Source organism: Haloferax denitrificans ATCC 35960 (assembly GCF_000337795.1).
Taxonomy (GTDB): domain Archaea; phylum Halobacteriota; class Halobacteria; order Halobacteriales; family Haloferacaceae; genus Haloferax; species Haloferax denitrificans.
This window is the reverse complement of sequence record NZ_AOLP01000018.1, coordinates 1-20278: the sequence shown is the minus strand read 5'-3', so window position 1 is coordinate 20278 and position 20278 is coordinate 1. Positions and strand designations below refer to the sequence as shown.

Sequence of the window (20278 nt, the reverse complement as noted above, 5' to 3'; positions counted from 1 at the left end):
TCAACGTGCCGGGTGACTTTGAGTTTACCCCTGATGTGACCGGCGTTCCGGTGAGAGACGGGTTCTACCGAGTCGCCACGGCGTCTGCCGAATTCGTCGGTCTACAGGCATAAATGATGGCAAACGGGCGGCCAATACTTATGGTTCGGGACCCTCGTCTACCTCTATGCGACTTCGGACCGCGTTAAACGAATACAAACGCGACCGGGGCGGACGCTTCCCAGAGGAGTGTCAGACCTCGGACGGCGCGTTTTCGGGTCACGGGGACCGACTCGTCTACGTCGGCCTCGACGGCTCCCTCCGGGACTACTCTGCTTCGCTTTCGGGCCTCTACGGCATCGACCGCTCTCGGTTCGGCATCGAGACGGACGGTGAGACACACTGGTTCGACGAACTGGAGTCCGTGCGACAGCACTACTACCGGGAGACGAGCCTCGTCGAGACCGAGTACGACGCCGGGGAGTACACCGTCCACCAGTACGACCTGACGCTCGGCCGCGCCCACGTGACGCACGTCGAACTCCGCGGTGCGATTCCCACCGACGCCCACCTGACGGCGTTTCTCACCTTCGCCCCCGAGGGTCGAGAGACGCGGGTCGGCCGGCTCATCCACGAGGCCGGCGGCCCGAACGACACCCAGGCGGTCGAGGTGTTCCACCGAAACGAACACGACTACGTCACCGCGTCGACCGGTCTCACCGACGTTCGGGGCCAGATTCCCGAGCGGTTCGACGAGATTCTCTCCGACGACAGCTTCGACTTCCCGCGGGAGGCCGTCCTCGACCGCTACGAGGACACCCACCTCTCGGGCGACGTGGTCGTCAGCGCCCCGCTCGAACAGGAGGGCCGCGCCGCGCGAACGACGCTCGTCACCCAGCTTTCTGACCACAACGAGATGGCGCGGACCGACGCCCTCGCCGACCTCCGACACTGTTCGGTCCAGCACGCGACCGCGGACGCGCTCCGGGGGGCCGCCCGCGAGCAGGCCGAGGTGTCCGTCCCCGACGGGACGCCGCGCGAGCGAATCGTCCGCGCCGACCTCCGGGCGCTGTCGCTTCTGACCGCCCCCAGCGGCGCGCGAATCGCCGGCCCCGAGTTCGACCCGTTCTACGCCCACTCCGGCGGCTACGGCTACACGTGGTTCCGCGACGACGCCGAGGTCACGCAGGCGCTCGCGCACGCAGACGACGCCTTCGGCCTCGGCCTCGGCGACCGCCTCGCGACGAGCGCGGCGTTCTACTGCGAGACGCAACTCGAAGACGGCACGTGGCCCCACCGCGTCTGGGCGGTCGACGGGACCGTCGCTCCGGGCTGGGCGCACGGCCGCGTCGAGGGCACCGGCGACGAGGAGTATCAGGCCGACCAGACGGCGAGCGTCGTCGCCGCGCTCGCGTCGCTCCTCGCCGAGCGCCGCGACGAACTCGACGACGAACTCGTCGGGCGCATCCGCTCGACCGTCGCGGCGGGCGTCTCCGGACTCGATAGCAGTCTCGAATCCGACGGGCTCCCGAAGCCCTGTCAGAACGCGTGGGAGAACATGAGCGGCCGGTTCACGCACACGACCGCGACGTTCCTCCAGGCGTACGCCACGGTCGCCACCGCGCCCGTGAACGACGACCTCCGCGAGCACGCCGCCGAGCAGGCGACCGCGGTGTACGAGGGGCTCGGCGAGCTCTGGTCCGACGAGCGAGAGGTGTACGCCCTCCGAATCGACGGGAACGGCGGCCTCGACGACCGCCTCGACTCGTCCACGTTCGCCCTCGTCGACGCCGTCGACGCCTACGCCGACGTCGGGGAGGTCGACTCGAAGACCGCCGACCGGCTCGTCAAGCACATGGCCGCGACGCTGAAGGGGCTCTATCGGAACCCCCGCGGCGACGTGGCCGGATTGGTCCGGTTCGAAGAGGACTACTGGCGCGCCGACGGGCAGGACGGCGAGAAGGTCTGGTCCGTCTCGACCGCGTGGGGCGCGAACGCCGCCGCGAAGTTCGGCGTCCTCTGTGACCGCCTCGGGAAGGACGGCCGCCGCTTCGTCGAGCGCGCGACGAACCTCTACGAACTGCTCCAGCCCGACGGTCCCTTCACGACCGGCGCGGGCTACCTCGCAGAGCAGGTGTTCGACGACGGGCGCTTCGACAGCGCGACGCCGCTGGGGTGGCCCCACGCGATTCGCATGGAGACGACCGCCATCCTCGCCGACATCGACGCGCTCCCCGCGCCGAAACCCGCGCCGACCGGGCCGGAGAACCGGCCACGGTGGACGACCGGCGAGAAGTACGGCATCGGCACCGTCGCGGACCACTACGCCGACGACCCCTCGCGCGTCTGGTTCACCCTGACCGAGGGCGCGCTGACCGAGGTCCGCTTCCCGCGGGTCGACCTGATGAACCTCCGGACGCTCGACTTCCTCGTCGTCGACGCCGACCCGGACGACGAGTACACCGCGCGGACCCACAACGAGACCCGCCGCGACGACCACGCCGACACGGTCGAGCGCCGGGCCGAAATCGTCGACGACGACGCGCTCGTCTTCCGGCACGTCGTCACCGAGACGGGCGACGGCCGCGGCCACGAGTGGGAGCTCACCGTCGAGTACGTCCTCGACCCCGAACACGACGCGATGCTCGCCGACGTGCAGTTCGAGTCCATCGACGGCGACGACTACGAGCTGTACACCATCGCCGACACGGCGCTGGCGAACACGGGGACGAAAGACCGCGGCATCCGCCTCGGCCAACTCGGGAGCTACCACCTCGTCGCCCGCGACGCGGGCGCGTTCGACGCCGGCGACGGCCACGAACCGCTCCTCATCGACCAGGACGGCAGGGAGTACAGCGTCGCCATCGCGCTCACCGCCGCCGGCCGCTTCGAGTGGGCGACCGTCGGCGTCGCCGGCTCGCGGTACCTCGCGGACTTCTTCTCGAAGGGCGCGCTCCCGAGCGCCCAAGAGCGCGTCGACGACGAGAACGTCGTGCTCGTCGGGCGCATCGGCACGGGCGACGAACTCGGCGAGACGCTGGCGCTCGGCTTCGCCGAACACGCCGACACCGCCGCCGCGCTCGGCGAGGCGGCCGGGGCGCTCACCCGCGGCTACGAGACGGCCCGGTCGGCCTACGTCGACTCGTGGGCCGACTTCCTCGCCGACAAGGAACTCCCCGGCTCCGTCGCCGGCGACGACGACCTCGCCGCGCAGTACAAGACCGCGCTCATGAGCCTGCGGGCGGTCGAGGACAAGACCTACCTCGGCGCGGGGCTCGCCTCGCCGTCGGTCCCGTGGGGCGAGGCCGTCGCCGCCGAGGAGCCGAAGGGGTACGGCTACAACTTCGTCTGGTCGCGCGACCTCTATCAGGTGTTCACCGTCTTCGAGGCCGTCGGCGACGTCGAGACGGCCATCGACGCGCTGGAGTACATCTACACCTACCAGCAGGACGACCGCGGCTTCATCCCGCAGAACACCTACCTCAACGGGCGGACCCGCTGGGGCGGCGAGCAGATGGACAACATCTCGTTCCCGCAGGTGATGGCGTACATGCTCCACGAGCGCGGCGTCACCTTCGACGACGTGGGCTACGGCTACGAGAACGTCAAGCACTCCGCGGACTACGTCGCGCGGAACGGGCCGCCGACCGCACAGGAGCGTTGGGAAGAGGAAGCCGGCTACTCGCCGTCGTCCATCGCGGCCGAAATCGCCGGCCTCGGCTGTGCGGCGGCCATCGCGCTCGACGAGGGCCACCCCGAGGACGCGCTCGTCTGGCTGGCGCTGGCCGACGACTGGACCGAGCGCGTCGACGACTGGACCGCCACGCGGACCGGCACCGACCGCAACACCCACACGCCGTACTACGTCCGCATCACCCGCGACGGCGAACCCGACGCCGGGCACCTGCGGACGCTCGCGAACAACGGGCCGACGCTCGACGAGCGCGAAATCATCGACGCGGGCTTCCTCGAACTGACCCGCCTCGGCATCAAGCCCGCCGACGACGAGATAATCCGGAACTCGGTGAAGGAAGTCGACGAGACCATCCGCGTCGACACGCCCCACGGCCCGGCGTTCTACCGGTACAACGGCGACGGCTACGGCGAGCGCGAGCGTGACGAGGAGGGCGCGCCGTGGTCGGTCGACGCCAAGGGCAAAGGCCGCCTGTGGCCCATCTTCACCGGCGAGCGCGGCGAGTACGAACTCCTCGCGGGAACCGAGGAGGGCGACCTCGCGCCGGACAACCTGCTTCGGACGATGGCCGCCTTCGCCAACTCCGGCCGCATGCTCGCAGAGCAGGTCTGGGACCGCGAACACGCGACCGACTTCAACTGGGAGTTCGGCGAGGGCACCGGCAGTGCGACGCCGCTCGCGTGGTCGATGGCCCAGTACGTCCGCCTCGCCCACGGCGTCGACGCCGGCGAACCAGTCGAGACGCCCGCGTTCCTCCGCGAGCGGTACGTCGAGTCCGACCGCCCCGACGGGCCGTCACTCCGCGTGAGCACGCGCTTCAAGGGCGACAAACTCGTCGTCTCGGGGCAGACCGACGCCGCCGTCGTCGCGGTCAAGACGCCCGGCGAGACCCGACTCGTCGAGCCCGACGGCGAATCGTTCGAGGTCGAGGTCGCCATCGAGTACGGCGAAAATCAGGTGACCGTCGCCGCGGCGACCCACGAGGACCTGACGAAAGCCGGCACGACCGTCTCGCGGTTCACGCTCTGAGACGGCGCGACCGACCGGCCGCCGAGCGCCGCCCGGGGCGGGGTCGGCGGTTCGCTTCTGTTTTCGACCCGTTCCGCCAGCACCGCTTTTCCGTCTCCGGCCGAAGGGTCAGGTATGCCGGTCTACCAGCGTCGAACCCGTATCGCCGCCCCGCTCGAACGCGTCTGGGAGTTCCACTCCGAGGTGTCCGGGCTGGAGGCGCTCACCCCGGCGTGGATGAACCTCGAAATCGAGTCGGTCCGCGGCCCCGACGGCGAGGCCGACCCCGACGAGTTCGTGGCCGGAACGGAAATCGAGATGTCGATGCGGCCGTTCGGCGTCGGCCCGCGCCAGCGGTGGACCTCGCGCATCCTCGACCGCGAGGCGGGCGAGGGAACGGCGTGGTTCCGCGACGACATGGTCGGCGGCCCCTTCCCGCGGTGGGTCCACACTCACCGCTTTGTCGCCGACGGCGACGAGACGGTACTCGAAGACCGCGTGGAGTACGAACTCCCGTTCGGCCCGCTCGGCGACCTCGCGGGCGTCTTCGGCGGCGTCGGCTTCGAGGGGATGTTCCGCGGGCGACACGCCGAGACGAAGCGCCTACTAGAAGAAAGGTAGCGACGGGTCGGCGGGAGCGCCGGAGAGAGCGACGGCGGGAGCGGCGACGGCTCAGTCGTCGCTGAGCGAAAATCGCGGTTCGACCTCGGAGCGGACGCCGCCGATGTCGAACTCGAAGCGCGCGCCGCCGAGGTCGGGTTCCGGGGCGGTCACCTCGATGTCCCAGCCGTGGGCCTCGACGATGCTCTCGACGATAGAGAGCCCGAAGCCCGTGCCGGACGCGGAGGTCGTGTGCCCGTGTTCGAAGACGGCGTCGCGCTCGTCGGCCGGGATGCCGGGGCCGTCGTCGGCGACGTAGAAGCCGGTCTCGGTGGGGCCGACGCGAACGATGAGTTCGTCGGACGCGCTCGTCGCCGCCGACTCGTGAGTCGCGGGCTCTGTACCCGACGAATCCGCAGGAGAGCCGTCGGTGGTGGCCGCGTCGGACGCGCCCGCCGCTCTCTCCGACGCGCCGTCTGCCGAGGCGTCCCCGGGGTCGCGACAGGGGGCGCCGTGTTCCACCGCATTCCGAAACAGGTTCTCGAACGCCTGTTGGAGCCGCCCTTGGTCGGCCTGCGTGGACCCGAGGCCGTCCTCGATGATGAACACCGCGTCGTCGCCGGTGTCGACCGCCTTCCACGCCCGCTCGGCGACGTCCTCGATGGCGATAGAGTGCGTCTCGCCGACCGTTCGGCCCTGTCTGGCGAGTGTGAGCACGTCGTTGAGGAGCGTGTCCATCCGGGTGACGCCGTCGAGCGCGCGGCCGAGGTAGGCCACGTCCTCTTCCTCGCGGGCGAGTTCGACAAAGCCCTTGGCGACGTTGAGCGGGTTCCGGAGGTCGTGGGAGACGACCGACGCGAACTCTTCGAGGCGGTCGTTCTGCCGCTGGAGCTCGCGCTCGCGTCGCTGGCGGGCCAACGTGTGCGTGATGTTGTTCCCGACAGAGCGAAGTAGATCGACTTCGGTGTCGGTCCACGAGCGACTCGTCTCGACCACGTCGAAGACGACGAAGCCGACGAGCGCCCACTTCGACACCATCGGTACGGCGACGAAGCCGCCGGTCTCGACGTCGGTGAGCACGCGCTTCGTGTCCGACGCATCGGGCGGGAGGTCCGAAACGCGATGGAGGCGGACGTTCTCGAAGCGGTGGAGTCGTTCGAGCAACCAGCGGGCGTCTTCGAGGGCGACGCGCTCGGGGTGCTCGCAACGGTCGCCGCCGCGCCAGTCGTGCATCCGGGCGGCGACGTTCGTCTCGTCGTCGTAGAGGTAGACCGAACAGCGGTCGAGGTCGGCCACCTCGCCGACCGACTGGAGCGTCCACTCGATTTTCGTGCCGATTTCGTCGGTCTCGGCGCTCATCAGCGACGTGGAGGTGTCCAAGACGGCGTCTTTCAGGCGCGTCTCGTAGCGCAGTCGGTTCCGCCGGCGGCGACGCTCGGTCACGTCCTGTAGCGTCCCGATGACGGCGGGGTCGTCGTCCTCGGTGGGGCGGAGCGCGAGGTGGCCCTCACAGAGGAGGTCGTCGTCGTGCGGGTACGCCGGGCCGGGCGACAGCACCGTCTCGAAGCGCTCCGTGTCGGGGGCGTCCGGGGCGATGACCCGCTCGAAGGCGGCGCGAATCTCGTCGTCGGACTCGGCGGCGAGGTCGGCGAACTCCCGACCGATAACGGCCTCGCGGTCGTAGCCGGTGAGTTCGCAGAAGACGCCGTCGGCGGAGGTGAAGCACCCCGACGAGTCGAGCGAGTAGACGCCGCTGTCGAGCACCTCGATGGCGGTTCCGTAGCGCTCGGAGGCCGCCTTCGCGCGGTACTGCGAGACGGCGTTGACGACGCGGTTGGCGAGGACCGTGTACTGGTCGGTGCCGGTGTCTTTCTGCATGTAGTCGGTCGCGCCGACGCGGAAGGCGTCGCGGGCGACCTCCTCGGAGCCTTTGCCGGTAAAGAGGATGAAAGGGAGGTCGGGGTGTTCGGAACGGACCGCGCGGAGGAACTCCAGCCCGTCGACGTCGGGCATGTCGTAGTCCGAGACGACGCAGTCGACCCGTTCCTGTCGGAGTCGTTCGAGGGCGTCGGCCCCCGAGTTCGACGTCGATACCGACAGGTCGACGTCGCCGGCCTCGCGTTCGAGGTAAATCGATACGAGGTCCGTCAGACTGGGTTCGTCGTCGACGTGGAGGACGCGTACGTCGGCCCCCGACCCATCGTCCATACGATGTAGCGACCGCTCACCGTAATGAGCGTTGTGACGCGGTTATCACCACCGATAACTAAATCTGAGAGCTCGACTCCGGTGTTCTGAACCGGGGCTATCCGATTCAGGAGCGCCGCTCAAGACGCGCTGACGTAGATTCCGCCAAGGACGACCGCCCCGCCAAGGACCGTCGGAAGCGTGGGAATCTCACCGAGGAGAAAGAGCGCGAGTATCGTACTGCCGACGGGTTCGCCGAGGAGCGAGACGGAGACGACGCTCGATTCGAGGTGGGCGAGCGCCCAGTTGATGACGGTGTGGCCGAAGACGCCCGGTCCGACCGCCATCCCGAGAAACAGGAGCCACTCGCGGGGCGGATAGCCCGTCAGCGGGTCGCCCCGGCCGACGGCGACGACGAGGAGCGCGGCGGCGCAGACCGCGTAGACGACGACCACGTAGGGGACGAGCGCGACCCTGCTTCGAACGCTCCGGCCCGTGAGGACGTAGGCGGCCGCGGTCACGGCTCCGACGACGGCGAGCCCGTTTCCGAGAAGCGGGCGCGGCGCGCCGCCGGCGGTGAGGAAGTCGGAGACGGACATGAGCGCCATGCCCGCGAGCGCGACGCCGATGCCGACGGCGGTGCGGCGGCTCACGCGCTCGTCGAGGACGGCCCACGCGCCGACGGCGACGAAAAGCGGTTGGGACTGCACGAGCGTGACGCTCGCGGCGACCGTCGTGTGGTTGAGGCTCTCGAACCACGACGCGAAGTGGGCCGCGAGCGCGACGCCCGCGCCCCCGGCCGCCAGCAGGTCCCGCCCCGAAATCGTCGCCAGCGCGTCGCGATGGCGGACGAGCGCGACCGGTGCGAGCAGAGCCACGGTGAACAGAACCCGGTAAAAGGCCTTTATCAGGCTCGGCGCGGCGCTCCAGCGGACGAGGATGGCGCTCGTGCTGACCGCGAGGACCGCGATGCCGAGGCCCGCGAGCGGCGAGATGGGGGCGTCGGAGTCGGACGTTGACACACCTCCACGTCGTGGGGGGGTCCGCTTACCGTTTGTGGGTCTCGGGGGGTCGAGGCGACCAGCCGGCTCCCCTACTACTCCTTCCGGGCTCGAATCAGCGCCTTCGGATTGGCGAACGAGACGACGGAGTCGCCGTCGAACTCCACGTCGAACCGCGCTTTCGCCGCCTCGGACGCCCCGCGGAAGCGGCGTTCGAGTTCGTCTCGGTCCTCGGGCGAGACGTTCGTCCGCTCGGTCCACGGGTCGAACTGGAGGCGTATCGCGGCGGTCTCGACCGCCTCGACCGACAGCCCCGCGGCCTCGAACCACTCGCGCCACCGGGAAATCGGGTGGAGTTCGACGTGGGTCGGGTCGCGGAGCACCTCGACGCCGTTGAGGAACTCGGCGAGGGCGGCGTCCTCGGGCGCGACGTTGTCCTCGAAGGCGAAGACGCCGCCGGGTTCGAGGACGCGCGCGACTTCGGCGACGAACGACTCGGGGTCGGGGAAGTGGTGGGCGGCGATGCGGCAGGCGGCCGCATCGAAGGAGTCGTCCGCGAAGGGGAGGCGCTCGGCGTCGGCGACGACGCCCGCGACGGGGTACTCGCGGACCGCGGTGGCGACCATCTCGGGGGCGGCGTCGGCCGCGACGACCGAGGAGACGCCGACGTCGGCTATCGCGCCCGCGGTGTGGCCGGCCCCCGTCGCCACGTCGAGCGCGCGGGTCGCGCCGCGGCACCACGACGCGAGCGTCTCGCGGTCCTCGCCGAGGCGGTGGACCTCGCTGTCGAAGTACGACTCCGCGGCGCTTCCGAACTGGGCGGCGGTTCGGCGTTTCTCGTCGCTCATGACGCGGGGTTCGCGCAGGTCGGTGAAAAAGGGGCGCGAGGAGACAGGTCGGAACGCGGGCGAGGTGCTATCCGCGCGGCGGCGGGCAGAAGGACGCTACGGCGCGTCCACGTCCGCGTCCGCGTACTCCGGGCGCTCGGCGTACGGAATCGGGTCGCGCTCGCCGAGATTCTGGAACGCCTGCAGGCGGAACGCACAGGAGTCGCAGGTGCCGCAGGCCGGTTCCTCGGCGCGGTAACAGGACCACGTGTGCTCGAAGGGGACGCCGAGTTCGAGGCCGCGGCGGGCGATATCGGTCTTCGAGTCGTGGACGAACGGGACTTCCAGCGAGATGGTCGTGTCGGGTTTCGTGCCGACGTCGACCATCGCCTCGAAGGCGTCGAAGAACTCGGGTCGGCAGTCGGGGTAGCCCGAGTAGTCCTCGGAGTGCGCGCCGACGAAGACGGCGTCGCAGTCGTTCGCCTCGGCGTACGAGACGGCCATCGACAGGAGGTTGGCGTTGCGGAAGGGGACGTACGAGGTCGGGATGTCGTCGGCGTCCATGTCGGCGTCGGCGACGGCCATCGAGTCGTCGGTGAGCGACGACGCACCGATCTGCTTCAGGTGGCTCGTCTCGATGTGAAGGAAGTCCCGAGCGTCGAGTTCGTCGGCGAGCGCGCGGGCACAGTCGAACTCCTTCGACTCGGTCTTCTGGCCGTAGGAGGTGTGGAGCGCGTAGAGTTCGTAGCCGCGTTCTTTGGCCTCGTAGGCGGCCGTCGCGCTGTCCATGCCGCCGGAGAGGAGGACGACGGCGCGCTTCTCGTCGGACGTGGATTCGGTATCGATATCGGTAGTCATCGTTGTCGTGGAATGGTTCGGGATGCGTTCGGAGTGCGTTCAGAGTGTTTTCGGCGGTACTCAGGTCTCGGGCGCGTCGTTCCAGAGGTCGACGTGGAGTCGCGGCGTGTAGCGGTAGCCGAACGACGCGGCGAGGTCGGCCACCTCGGTCCGGGTCCGGGCGAGTTGCTCGCGGGTCTGTCCCTCGGGCATGAGCAACACGTCGCTGTCGCGTACCTCGCGGTCGGCGACGCCGCGCACGTCGGCGACGAGCGACTCGATTTCGTCGAGGTCGTCGCGGCCGGTGACGACGAACTTCAGTTGGAACTCCGCCGCGTGTTCGACCAGCGAGGCGAGCGCGTCGAGGTCGACGCGGGCGTCCTCGTGGCGCGCGGTCCAGACGCCGGGGTCAACGTCGGCCGGCGCGTTCTCGGGCGTCGGCGTCGACGACGCGAGTTTGGGGCTGACGCTCGCGAGGTCGACCGGCGCGTCCGTGTCGAGCGTCCCGTTCGTCTCGACGGTCAGGTGGTAGTCGTCGGCGAGCGCCGACAGGAGCGCGTCGGTCTCGTCGTGGACGAGTGGTTCGCCGCCGGTGACGACCACGTGCTCGGGAGAAAGCGACTCGACTTCGGCGACGATTTCGTCGAGGGTCATCCACGCGTGCGTCGGCTCCCACGAGGTGTGAAACGAGTCGCAGAACCAACAGCGGAGGTTACAGCCGCTGGTGCGGACGAACGTGCTCGGGACGCCGGCGAGCTTGCCCTCGCCCTGGAGCGACGCGAACAGCTCGTTTATCGGGAGGCGGTCGCCCTCGGCGTCGGTGTCGTCGCGGGCGACGGTGTCGGAGACGGGCATCAGAAGCCGGCGCAGAGCTCCGACGTTTCGCTGACCGAGACCGAGACCTCGGAGACGGTGTCGGGGAGCGCCGCGAGCAGTTTCTCTTCGAGGACGACCGCCATCACCTCGGCCGTCGGCGGCGCGTCGAGGACGACCGTCCCGTCGGCGTCGCCGGAGCGCTCGAACGCCTCGACGAGCGGGTCGCCCGACTCGACGAGAAATCGGTGGTCCCACTCGTCGATGACGTCGGTGACGACGCCCTTGTCGACGACCCAGCCCTCGTCGGTCAGGTCGCCGACGACGCGGACCGAAATCTCGTAGTTGTGCCCATGTGGGCGGCTACACTTGCCGTCGTGGTGGAGGAGGCGGTGTCCGGAGCTGATGCGAATCGGCCGGTCGCGACCGATGTGGAGGACGCGCTCGCCTGCTCGGGACAGCGGGGTCTCGTCGTCGGCGTCCGCCGACTGTTCGTGTTCTAGTGTTCCCCGAGGCATATTCGAGGATTATCACGGGAGCATTTAACTGTCCTGTCTCGGCTCTGTCGGTCGAATGGCCGGAGATGCAGTTCCGAACCGCTCCGAGAAACAACGCGACGCGGGCGACGGCCGGGCGCTACGGTTGGTCGGCGATTGCCTCGCGCCACTGGTCGGGGACGCGCGTCGGGCGACCCTCGTCGTCCAAGGCGACCTGGACCGTCTCGCCGGTGGCGACGACTTCGCCCTCGTAAGAGAGCGTGTAAGTGAGCGGGAAGCTCGTTCCGCCCGGCTCGCCGGCCTCGACTTCAACCTCGACGGTGCCGACGCCCTCGATGGGCGCGCGGTAGTCGAGTTCGAGGTGCGCGACGACGAAGTTCGCGTCCGAAAGCGGCGTGTCCATCACCTCCTCGAAGAAGCGGACGCGGGCCTGTTCGCAGTAGGTCGCGTAGACGGCGTTGTTCACGTGTCCGAGCGAGTCGTGGTCGCGGAACCGGACTTCCACCTCGGCGACGAAGCTCATGGCAGTTCGTGACACGGGCGAGCAGTATAGCACCGACGGTTTGCCTCCGGCGAACGCGGGGAGAGAGTTCAGCGAGGGGACCGCGGACGGCTCAATTGGCCGTCCGCGCCGACTGGTCGGTGGGGAGCGTCCGGCGACCGTGGAGCGCGACGGCTTTCCAGACGTTCGAGCGCGAGCCGGCGCGCACCATCTCGACGGGGACGCGAGCGCCCTCGGGAAGCGATGCGAGCGCGTCGCGGATGCGCTCGGACTCGTAGGCGACGAGGTGGCGCGTTTCGTTCGTCTCGTGCAGTTCCACCGTCATCGTCTCGTGGTCGTTCATCTCGACGCGGACGTTCACCAACACCGGCGCTGACGCGAGGGTCACCATCACGCTCACCTACGAATTCTCCCGTCATAAGCCGTTATAATACTGATATCTTCGAGTATGGACTCTACATAGCTGACGGGAGAGCCGCGAGTGAGGGGTGGGTGAGGTGACTGGACGAGGGACCCGCCCGAGGGGTACGCCCATATCGAGTCGCCCCGAACGACCGACCGATGAGCGACCGCGAGTCCCGACCTCGAACCGAGTGCGACCCGGCCGACTCGACCGTCACGGTTCGCGTCCGCGACGTCAACACCGACAGCGACCGCGTCACCGACCTCGACGTCGAACGCGGGACCGTCCTCCGCGACGCGCTTCTCGACGCCGGACTCTCGCCGTACGCGCGGCTCACGAAGCGAGTGAACTGCGGCGGTCGCGGGCTCTGTGCGACGTGCGGCGTCCGGGTTCGCTCGGGCGAGCCGACGCCCGACCACTGGCACGACGGCCTCGCGGCGCGGTTCGGCTACCCGCGGCTCTCCTGTCAGGTTCGCGTCGACGAACCGATGACCGTCGAACTGGTCGAGAAGGTGGTGTGGGGCGGTCGGGAGTAGCGGAGTGAATCAGCCAATGCGAGCGAAGACGGTCCGCTCTCTGAGTTGCAACGTTGAGAGAATCCGCTCTCCCCGATTTGAACTCACTCGCAACGCTTCGCGTTGCTCGCTGCTCAAATCGGGTCGAGGAGTCCTTCACATTCAACACCGCTCGCTACGCTCGCGGGTGTTGAAGTTCAGTCCGCTCTCCCCGATTTGAACGGGGGACAAGCCGATCTACAGTCGGCTGCTCTGCCAGGCTGAGCTAAGAGCGGTCAAGAGAATCTCAATCTACGGGTAGACTTAAGAATTCTCATTCCGGGCGGCGAAGCGCCCGACGACGGGGTGATTACTCGTCTGTCGTCGCCGACTCGGAGTCGTCTGGAGATGTTGACTCGGAGTCGTCCGACTCGTCGCCCTCGGCGTCGGTGTCGCCACCGTTCGACTCGGTGTCGAGGTCGTCAGAGCTCGTCTCCCGGACGCGGATGCCCTTCCCGGCGAGGTGTTGCATCTGACGCTGGGCGAAGTCCTCCTCGCTGGTCCCGCGGGTGGCGAGCACGTAGACGAGCGCGCTCCCCGTCGGGCGCATGGTTCGGCCGGCGCGCTGAGAGCCCTGCCGGCGAGAGCCGCCGAGGCCGGAGGCGACGATTGCGAGTCCGGCGTTCGGGAGGTCGATTCCCTCGTCGCCGATGCGGGAGATGACGAGCGTGTCGAGGTCGCCGGTGCGGAACGCCTCGAAGTACGCCTCGCGGCGGTGGTGGCGGGTCTCGCCGCTGACGAACGGCACGTCGAGCGCCTCGGAAATCGCCTCGCCCTGGTCGAGATAGTCGACGAAGACGAGCGTCTTCGAGTCGGCGTGGCGGGCGCGGAGCCGACGGATCTCGAATATCTTGCCGGGGTTCATCGCGGCGAGCATGTGCCGCTCGCGGCCGTCGCTGGAGGCCCATTCGTTTCTGGCCATGTCGCTTCCCCACTCCACGTAGCGAATCTCGACTTCGGGCTCCTGAACGTAGCCGGCGTCGAAGAGCTTCCCCCAGTCGGTGCCGATGGGCGGGCCGATGAGCGTGAAAATCTCGGCCTCTTTGTCGTCCTCGCGGATGGGCGTCGCCGACAGCCCGAGGCGGTGTTTGGACTGGAGGTCGGCGCTCCGCTGGAAGACGCGACTCGGGATGTGGTGGGCCTCGTCGTAGATGATGAGCCCCCAGCGGCGCGAGTCGAAAAGCGAGCGGTGGCGGTCCATCCCGGCGGTCTGGTAGGTGGCGATGGTGACGGGGCGAATCTCCTTCGCGCCGCCGTGGTACTCGCCGATTTGGTCCTCGTCGAGGTCGGTCGTCGAGAGCAGTTCCTCGCGCCACTGGCGGGCGAGTTCGCGGCTCGGAACGAGAATCAGCGTCTCGCCGCCGACCGCGGCGAGCGCGCCGATGCCGGCGATTGTCTTCCCCGCGCCGGGCGGTCCCACGAGGACGCCGGCGCGCTGGTCGACGAATCGGTCGACCCAGTCACGCTGGTAGTCGCGGAGGTCGACGCCGAGCGTGACGTCGAGTTCCTCGCCCTCTTCGAGGTCGCGGTCGTCCTCGACGGGGTAGCCCGCGTCGTAGAGGATGCGCTTTATCGCCGCGATTTCCTCGTCTCTGACCCACGCCTCCGTGTCCGAGATGGGCGCGTAGACGTGGTCGTCGTCGAGTTTCTGGAGCGCGACGTTGCCCATCAGACTCTCGGTGGCGGCTTCGAGCACGGTGTATCCCTCCTCGTGAGAGTAGAGCCGGAACTGGTGGGCGCGCTTCCACTGGTCTTCGACCCACGCTTCGAGGTGCGGCGACCGCTCGGGAAGGACCGACCGGAGCATCGAGAGCAGTGACTCGACGTCGTCGAAGGGGGCCTGCCACACGTCTTCCTGTCGGATTCGATAGAGGTAGCCTCGGCCTCGACCCTCGCGGTCGCCGGTGGTGTCGACGAGGTGCGCGAACTGCGAGAGCCGCGCCCGCGTGTACTGGGTGGGATTGTCGACGACGACCTCGCGGCGCTTCGGGAAGAGGACGACCCGCTCGCGCGAAGCGAGTTCGCCCCACTCGGTGGGGTACCAGACGACCGGGTCGGTCTCGACGTTCACCCGCTGGACCCGCCCCGCGTCGGCGAGGGCGTCGAGTCCGTCCATCGCGTCCGCCTGCGAGACCCCGAGACGGCGGGCGACCTGCTGGGCGGTCGCGACGGGGCGACCCTCGGATTCGAGCGCCCCGTAGAACGACGCGAGCGAGACGCCGTCAGCCGCGTCGCTCGGTTGGTTCGCGTCGGCCGGGGGCGCGTCAGGAAGGGACGCGTCGGACACGCTGGACACGTCGGCCACGTCAGATACGTCGGGAGTATCGGATACGTCGGTCGCATCGGCCAACCGGTCGAGTACGTCTCGGGACGTGCCGGTCCCGTCGCCGTCTCCGTCGGGAGGACCCGGGTCCTCGTCCTCGGCAGTCATCGAACGCGGGTACGGCCGCGACGGGGAAACGGCTTGCGACACCGGGAGTCCGTGAGACGGACGGGAGAACCCGCTCGTCACGGGTGAGAGCAGTTGGGGTTCGACGGGAGCGAACGGGGGGCGAGAAGACGCGACTCGATTTCGTCGAAGCGGTTCTGCGTCGACCCGACGTTATCGAGACGTACTCGACCGCGCCGGGGCCATCCGGTCGAAGACGGCTCGGAAGTCGTCGTCGACGGTGAGGAACTCGGGGAACTCTTCGAGGGTCCGAACGCCGTCGAGGTAGACGTACTCGACCGGTTCCGAGGGTATCTCCTCGAAGACCTGAACCGGGCCTCGCTCGGTGAGGCCCACGAACGGTCGCCCCTCCGGGTCGGTCTGGGGCGTCAGTTCGTGTTCGAGGTAGAGTTTCGCCATCGCGAGCGCGCTCGCGAGTGGGACCTGTCCCGGCGTCAACTGCCACGTGACCTCTCGGTCTTCGTAGTGGACAGTGGTCACGTAGCCGTCGTCGAACCGAAAGCAGTCGACTCGCTCTCCCGAACGCGACCACCGCGTCTCCGTCGTACGGGAGCGTTCGAGGGACCATTCCTCGTCGTCACCGCGGTCGAACACGGCCTCGCCGAGGCGCACCCACACGCGACTGAGCGCACGCATACGTCACTGATTCGTCCCCCTGGGTAATTGCATTGACGCCACGGGAACGAAACAGTCCGTCGCGAGTGAACGTTGTGACGCGAGGCCGTCTCGGGCGCGGATGTATCGGAGCGTGGCGATGAGGCGTGGACGCTCGGGTGTGAACAGTCGGATATGCGTGAACAGCCGGATGCACGTGAGTCGCACGCACACCACGTTTCCGGTGAACGAGGAGACTGCCCAGCGAGTCGTTACCGCGGGTGACCCACACCTCGCTTCCGGTGAATCGCGAGTCCGGGTGAGACGGGCAGAGACACCACGTTTCCGGTGAATTAGCGCGAGACGTTCGGGAGAGAATCACCCGACTCGGTGCGAGAGTGGCAAGCGGAGAACGTAGTCCCGCAAGCCGTCGCCGCGAGCCGACTCGCCGAAGAACGTTGCAACGCTGACAGACACCACGTTTCCGGTGAAATGCGGCGTGAGGGAACGGGGAGTAGCACCGACCGACGGAGCCGTCAGTTCGCACGTGGCTCGCAAGGACGGAGTCACGCGAACACCACGTTTCCGGTGAACTGGTGAGTGGCTGACGGTGGGAGCCGAGGCCGAAAGCGAGTCTGACGACTCGAACCGTTCCCGTGCGCCCCGGATACAGCCGAATCGGTCCACTTATAACGAACACACCACGTTTCCGGTGAAAACAGTCGTCGTAGCTACTCTCCAGAGGTTTCTGCCACGGGTTACGGAACCGATGTGAGACACCACGTTTCCGGTGAGTTAGCATGCCGGGCCGTCAGTGGGCGTCGAACGGCAACTCGGCTCTCGTCGGTGGTTAGAACAGCACGTATAACAACAATTAAATAGTTTATTTGTGTTACCGACCATTGATACACTCGTGAAGATAAAAAGTACTCGAAACTCGAGTACTGTTCGACCGGAACAGGTCGTCTCAGTCGAGTGTTTCCGGGCGACTCGTTGATTCTCGGAACCGGCCGTGTCGTCGGCCGTTCTTGACTCTACTGTGGTGACTACGGGTCTGTCAGAGGTGTGAATATCGTTCGCCTCGTCGCTTTCGGACGCTCTCTCCTCGTTTTTGCCCGGGGGCAAAAGCTGGGCAGTCTGTTTCCGTGCGGTCAGGGAAGAACCCCCACACCGTGTTTCCGGTGAACTGAAACCTCCGTTTCGTGTGGACCGACGACCGGGGTTCGGAGCCGTTCACCGGAAACGTGGTGTGTGTGTGCTGGGTCGAATGGTAAGTCCTTTCACCGGAAACGTGGTGTGTTGCGAACATGCCTAACGCCAGCGACGACCTCTTCACCCGAGAGGACCCCATCTTCGCCAACAAGGAGTTGTTGGAGATTAACCACCTCCCGGGTGAGGGTCGCATCGTCGGTCGCGACGACGAGATTTCGGATCTCGCGACCGCGGTGAACCCCGCCATCTTCGGACAGAGCCCGAGCAACGTCCTCATCTACGGGAAGACGGGGACAGGGAAGTCGCTCTGTGCGAAGTACGTCTCCCAGCGCCTCGTCGAGACGGCCGAAGAAGAGGGGGTGAAAGCGACGTTCGCCTACGTGGACTGCGCGCAGGACACGACCGAAACGCAGGCCGTCCAGACTATCGCCGACAGCGTCAACGACACCGCGGTTACCGGGATTAAAGTCCCCGACAAGGGGCTTTCGACGTCGACGTACTACAAGCGGCTGTGGCGCATCCTCGACGCGCTGTACGACGTGGTTCTCATCATCCTCGACGAGATCGATAAACTGAGCGACGACGATATCCTCATGCAACTCTCGCGGGCCGGTGAAGCAGGGAAAATCGCCGGCTGTAAGCTCGGTGTCATCGGTATCAGCAACAAGATACAGTACAAAGACCGGATGGACGAGCGGGTGAAATCCAGCCTCTGCGAGCGCGAGTTCGTCTTCCCGCCGTACGACGCGAACCAGCTCCGCGACATCATGGACGCCCGGAGCGACGCGTTCCGCGACGGCGTGTTAGACCCCTCGACCATTCCGCGGGCCGCGGCGCTCGCCGCCCGCGAACACGGTGACGCGCGGAAAGCGATCGACATCTTACGGTACGCGGGGGAAATCGCACAGTCGATGGGAGCGAGTACCGTCAAGGAGAACTTCGTCACGCAGGCGCGTCAGCGCGCGGAGACCGACCGCTTCCGCGAGCTGATTCGCGGGTCGACACCGCACTCTCGCTACGTCTTGCAGGCGCTTGCTATCCTCTCGCTTTCGAACGAAAAGCAAGACGGCTTCCGAACGAGCCGCGTCTACGAGGTCTACGAGAACATCTGCCGACAGCAGGGCTCCGATAGCCTGTCACTCCGGCGGGTTCGAGACCTCCTGAAAGAACACGCCTTTCTCGACATCATCGAACAGTCGAAACACAGCGGCGGGAGCGCGGAAGGAAGCTACACCAAGCACCAACTTCTCGAAGATCCGGACGTGGTGAGGGACGTCCTCATCGAGAACACGGACACCTGATTGGAGAATCGGAATCTCGACCGGGGCGTGTGAGGACCGAACCGGCTAGCGGGAACGCTGTACCACCGCAGGCGTACCTCCGTAGAGCGGCCTCTTATAGTTTATTGCAATGACACGTGACCGGAATATTCACGCGTGACCGCCCCGGTCACGATTCTCACGGCGAAGACTCACGGTTCGAGTCGGTCGACCGGGACCGACGTCGACCTGACCGATTCGTACAGGCTTTCGACCCACGAGACGACCTCCGGCGCGTCGCCGTCCACGAGGGCCGTCAGGTTGTTGTGTTCGTCGTAGGCGGAGACGATGCCGTGGCCGTCGACCACCAGCAGTCCGAAATCGAGGCTCTCCTCCGCGATTCGAAGCTCGAACTGGTCGAGCTCCCGCGCGCGCTCGAAGGAGTCCGGATAGGCGTCTATCGACCGTTCGAGGACTCCGCGGTCGACGATGAGTTCCATCCGGGTGTTCTCCCCCAGCACCGCCTCGGCCGATTCGTTGAACACGCGACTCACGATGGGCGCGACACCGCGGAAGCGGTCGACCGGCTCGTTTCCGACGATAGTCAGATATCTGTTAAGCGGCGCGTGCGGGTCGTTGTCCGCGGCGGTCGTGATGTTCATCTGACCGAGGACACCGGGCGGAGCGTCCTCACAGATCTCTGCGGCGTCCGCCAGAAACTCGCTCATCCGGTCGGCGCATTCGACCGCCTCGGTGAACCGCTCGTACTGCTCGTGGACGATCGTCCCCCCCGGTGTGAGGTGATACAACCCATCGGCCTTCTTCGCCCATCCGCGGTCACAGAACCCCGCGAGTGTCCGCTGTGCCGTCTCTCGGGCGCAGTCACAGCGTTCCGCGAGCTCTGTCGGTCGGCGTGGTTCGACCGCCAAGGCTCGAAGAATCGCCTCCCTGCTCTGTGACCCCACGAGAAACGCCACGTCCTCCCGCGCACTCATGTCCTTCCGTTAGACTATCCGGCATTTTACACTTATGGGTGTTCGCACCTGCGACGCGGCGAAAAATCGATGGTTCGGAAGCGCCTATCCGAGAAGGCCGAGCGCGTCGATGCGCTCGACGATCTCTTCGACGGCGGTTTCCGCGTCGTCCGTCCGCTTTCCGCCGGTGATAACGATTTTTCCGGAACCGAAAAGCAGGATGACGACTTTCGGCTCGTCCATCCGGTAGACGAGACCGGGGAACTGCTCGGGTTCGTACTCGACGTCTTCGAGTCCGAGACCGATAGCCAGCGCGTTCAGGTTCAGGTTGTGTCCGAGGTCGGCGCTGGAGACGATGTTCTGGACGGTTATCTCTGGCTCGTCGTCGACGGGAATCTGAAGCTCGCGGAGCTTGTCGAAGATAATGCCGAGTGCGTCGTGCACGTCGTCGATACTCTTTGCACCCGTGCACACGATCTTCCCCGAACGGAAGATGAGCGCAGCGGCTTTCGGGTCCTGGGTGCGATAGACGAGGCCCGGGAAGTTGTCCGGGTTGAAATCTGCACCGGGGAGGTCGTCGGCGAGGGCTTCGAGGTCGAGCTCCTGACCGATCCCGGTCGATGCGACTACGTTCTGAATCTCGATGGAGTCTGCCGGCCCACTCATTGCTCGCACGTGAATCGTACCTCCGGCCTTATAAAGCGACCCGTTATAAACCGACTTCAACGGGTCGATTCTATCCACGCTTCGTACGCGCGCGAAACTAATACATTGATTTCTCGCTCGACCGAATTGATGTCACAACTGACCGCGCGTGAAGTTATGGCACGCCTCGTGTCTATTTTTCTCACAGAGCCACTAAATCAACGAGGTTAAATGTATCCCCGG

General features: G+C 67.1%; 16 protein-coding genes and 1 tRNA gene. 4 read left to right on the top strand and 13 right to left on the bottom strand.

Annotation, left to right across the window (positions count from 1 at the left end):
* Window positions 1-166: 166 nt before the first annotated feature.
* Window positions 167-4702: a glycoside hydrolase family 15 protein gene (locus C438_RS15180; RefSeq protein WP_004970529.1), complete on the top strand. Its 4536-nt coding sequence runs from the start codon at window positions 167-169 to the stop codon at window positions 4700-4702.
* A gap of 114 nt (window positions 4703-4816) precedes the next feature.
* The gene (locus C438_RS15175; protein ID WP_004970526.1) at window positions 4817-5302 is read left to right on the top strand and encodes an SRPBCC family protein; all 486 of its coding nucleotides are present in this window, start codon (window positions 4817-4819) and stop codon (window positions 5300-5302) included.
* A 51-nt stretch (window positions 5303-5353) separates the two neighbouring features.
* Here C438_RS15175 and C438_RS15170 read toward each other — a convergent pair whose 3' ends face one another.
* The 8 genes from C438_RS15170 to C438_RS15135 all read right to left on the bottom strand — a co-directional run bounded on the left by C438_RS15170 (window position 5354) and on the right by C438_RS15135 (window position 12336).
* Window positions 5354-7489 (bottom strand): hybrid sensor histidine kinase/response regulator, encoded by a 2136-nt coding sequence (locus tag C438_RS15170; protein ID WP_004970524.1) that lies wholly within the window; start codon window positions 7487-7489, stop codon window positions 5354-5356.
* A gap of 119 nt (window positions 7490-7608) precedes the next feature.
* Window positions 7609-8490 (bottom strand): DMT family transporter, encoded by an 882-nt coding sequence (locus C438_RS15165; RefSeq protein WP_004970522.1) that lies wholly within the window; start codon window positions 8488-8490, stop codon window positions 7609-7611.
* Between the two features lie 74 nt (window positions 8491-8564).
* On the bottom strand, window positions 8565-9317 hold the full coding sequence (locus tag C438_RS15160) for a class I SAM-dependent methyltransferase (RefSeq protein ID WP_004970520.1): 753 nt from the start codon (window positions 9315-9317) through the stop codon (window positions 8565-8567).
* A gap of 96 nt (window positions 9318-9413) precedes the next feature.
* Window positions 9414-10154 (bottom strand): 7-cyano-7-deazaguanine synthase QueC, encoded by a 741-nt coding sequence (queC, locus tag C438_RS15155; protein ID WP_004970517.1) that lies wholly within the window; start codon window positions 10152-10154, stop codon window positions 9414-9416.
* 60 nt (window positions 10155-10214) lie between these two features.
* Entirely contained in the window at window positions 10215-10988 is a 774-nt protein-coding gene (locus C438_RS15150; RefSeq protein ID WP_004970515.1) for a 7-carboxy-7-deazaguanine synthase QueE, read from the bottom strand.
* Window positions 10988-11464 (bottom strand): 6-pyruvoyl trahydropterin synthase family protein, encoded by a 477-nt coding sequence (locus tag C438_RS15145; RefSeq protein WP_004970513.1) that lies wholly within the window; start codon window positions 11462-11464, stop codon window positions 10988-10990. The genes C438_RS15150 and C438_RS15145 overlap by 1 nt, the downstream gene beginning before the upstream one ends.
* Window positions 11465-11582: 118 nt before the next feature.
* Window positions 11583-11966, bottom strand: coding sequence for an acyl-CoA thioesterase (locus C438_RS15140; RefSeq protein ID WP_004970511.1), 384 nt, complete (start codon window positions 11964-11966; stop codon window positions 11583-11585).
* A gap of 91 nt (window positions 11967-12057) precedes the next feature.
* Window positions 12058-12336, bottom strand: coding sequence for a hypothetical protein (locus tag C438_RS15135; RefSeq protein ID WP_004970509.1), 279 nt, complete (start codon window positions 12334-12336; stop codon window positions 12058-12060).
* 170 nt (window positions 12337-12506) lie between these two features.
* On the opposite strand from C438_RS15135, the gene C438_RS15130 reads away from it, so the two are divergent.
* Window positions 12507-12884, top strand: coding sequence for a 2Fe-2S iron-sulfur cluster-binding protein (locus tag C438_RS15130; RefSeq protein ID WP_004970508.1), 378 nt, complete (start codon window positions 12507-12509; stop codon window positions 12882-12884).
* Window positions 12885-13064: 180 nt separating this feature from the next.
* On the opposite strand, the gene C438_RS15125 is transcribed toward C438_RS15130, so the two are convergent.
* From C438_RS15125 to C438_RS15115, 3 genes are all read right to left on the bottom strand, one after another.
* A tRNA-Tyr gene (locus tag C438_RS15125) sits at window positions 13065-13138 on the bottom strand.
* Window positions 13139-13212: 74 nt separating this feature from the next.
* Complete coding sequence (locus C438_RS15120; RefSeq protein ID WP_004970506.1) at window positions 13213-15333, bottom strand: DEAD/DEAH box helicase; 2121 nt, start codon at window positions 15331-15333, stop codon at window positions 13213-13215.
* Between the two features lie 171 nt (window positions 15334-15504).
* Window positions 15505-15987: a hypothetical protein gene (locus tag C438_RS15115; protein WP_004970505.1), complete on the bottom strand. Its 483-nt coding sequence runs from the start codon at window positions 15985-15987 to the stop codon at window positions 15505-15507.
* 1265 nt (window positions 15988-17252) lie between these two features.
* Here C438_RS15115 and C438_RS15110 point away from each other — a divergent pair.
* A complete protein-coding gene (locus tag C438_RS15110; RefSeq protein ID WP_004970504.1) occupies window positions 17253-18458 on the top strand; it encodes a Cdc6/Cdc18 family protein in 1206 nt (401 codons plus the stop codon).
* Between the two features lie 170 nt (window positions 18459-18628).
* Here C438_RS15110 and C438_RS15105 read toward each other — a convergent pair whose 3' ends face one another.
* Together C438_RS15105 and C438_RS15100 are read right to left on the bottom strand one after the other, a co-directional pair.
* The gene (locus C438_RS15105; protein ID WP_239640699.1) at window positions 18629-19411 is read right to left on the bottom strand and encodes a helix-turn-helix transcriptional regulator; all 783 of its coding nucleotides are present in this window, start codon (window positions 19409-19411) and stop codon (window positions 18629-18631) included.
* Window positions 19412-19495: 84 nt separating this feature from the next.
* The gene (locus C438_RS15100) at window positions 19496-20056 is read right to left on the bottom strand and encodes a TATA-box-binding protein (protein ID WP_004970502.1); all 561 of its coding nucleotides are present in this window, start codon (window positions 20054-20056) and stop codon (window positions 19496-19498) included.
* Window positions 20057-20278 lie beyond the last annotated feature (222 nt).

Coding starts and splice junctions, on each gene's coding strand:
- C438_RS15180 (WP_004970529.1), top strand. CDS start 167: ATGCGACTTCGGACCGCGTTAAACGAATACAAACGCGACCGGGGCGGA.
- C438_RS15175 (WP_004970526.1), top strand. CDS start 4,817: ATGCCGGTCTACCAGCGTCGAACCCGTATCGCCGCCCCGCTCGAACGC.
- C438_RS15170 (WP_004970524.1), bottom strand. CDS start 7,489: ATGGACGATGGGTCGGGGGCCGACGTACGCGTCCTCCACGTCGACGAC.
- C438_RS15160 (WP_004970520.1), bottom strand. CDS start 9,317: ATGAGCGACGAGAAACGCCGAACCGCCGCCCAGTTCGGAAGCGCCGCG.
- queC (WP_004970517.1), bottom strand. CDS start 10,154: ATGACTACCGATATCGATACCGAATCCACGTCCGACGAGAAGCGCGCC.
- C438_RS15150 (WP_004970515.1), bottom strand. CDS start 10,988: ATGCCCGTCTCCGACACCGTCGCCCGCGACGACACCGACGCCGAGGGC.
- C438_RS15145 (WP_004970513.1), bottom strand. CDS start 11,464: ATGCCTCGGGGAACACTAGAACACGAACAGTCGGCGGACGCCGACGAC.
- C438_RS15140 (WP_004970511.1), bottom strand. CDS start 11,966: ATGAGCTTCGTCGCCGAGGTGGAAGTCCGGTTCCGCGACCACGACTCG.
- C438_RS15135 (WP_004970509.1), bottom strand. CDS start 12,336: ATGGTGACCCTCGCGTCAGCGCCGGTGTTGGTGAACGTCCGCGTCGAG.
- C438_RS15130 (WP_004970508.1), top strand. CDS start 12,507: ATGAGCGACCGCGAGTCCCGACCTCGAACCGAGTGCGACCCGGCCGAC.
- C438_RS15120 (WP_004970506.1), bottom strand. CDS start 15,333: ATGACTGCCGAGGACGAGGACCCGGGTCCTCCCGACGGAGACGGCGAC.
- C438_RS15115 (WP_004970505.1), bottom strand. CDS start 15,987: ATGCGTGCGCTCAGTCGCGTGTGGGTGCGCCTCGGCGAGGCCGTGTTC.
- C438_RS15110 (WP_004970504.1), top strand. CDS start 17,253: ATGCCTAACGCCAGCGACGACCTCTTCACCCGAGAGGACCCCATCTTC.
- C438_RS15105 (WP_239640699.1), bottom strand. CDS start 19,411: ATGAGTGCGCGGGAGGACGTGGCGTTTCTCGTGGGGTCACAGAGCAGG.
- C438_RS15100 (WP_004970502.1), bottom strand. CDS start 20,056: ATGAGTGGGCCGGCAGACTCCATCGAGATTCAGAACGTAGTCGCATCG.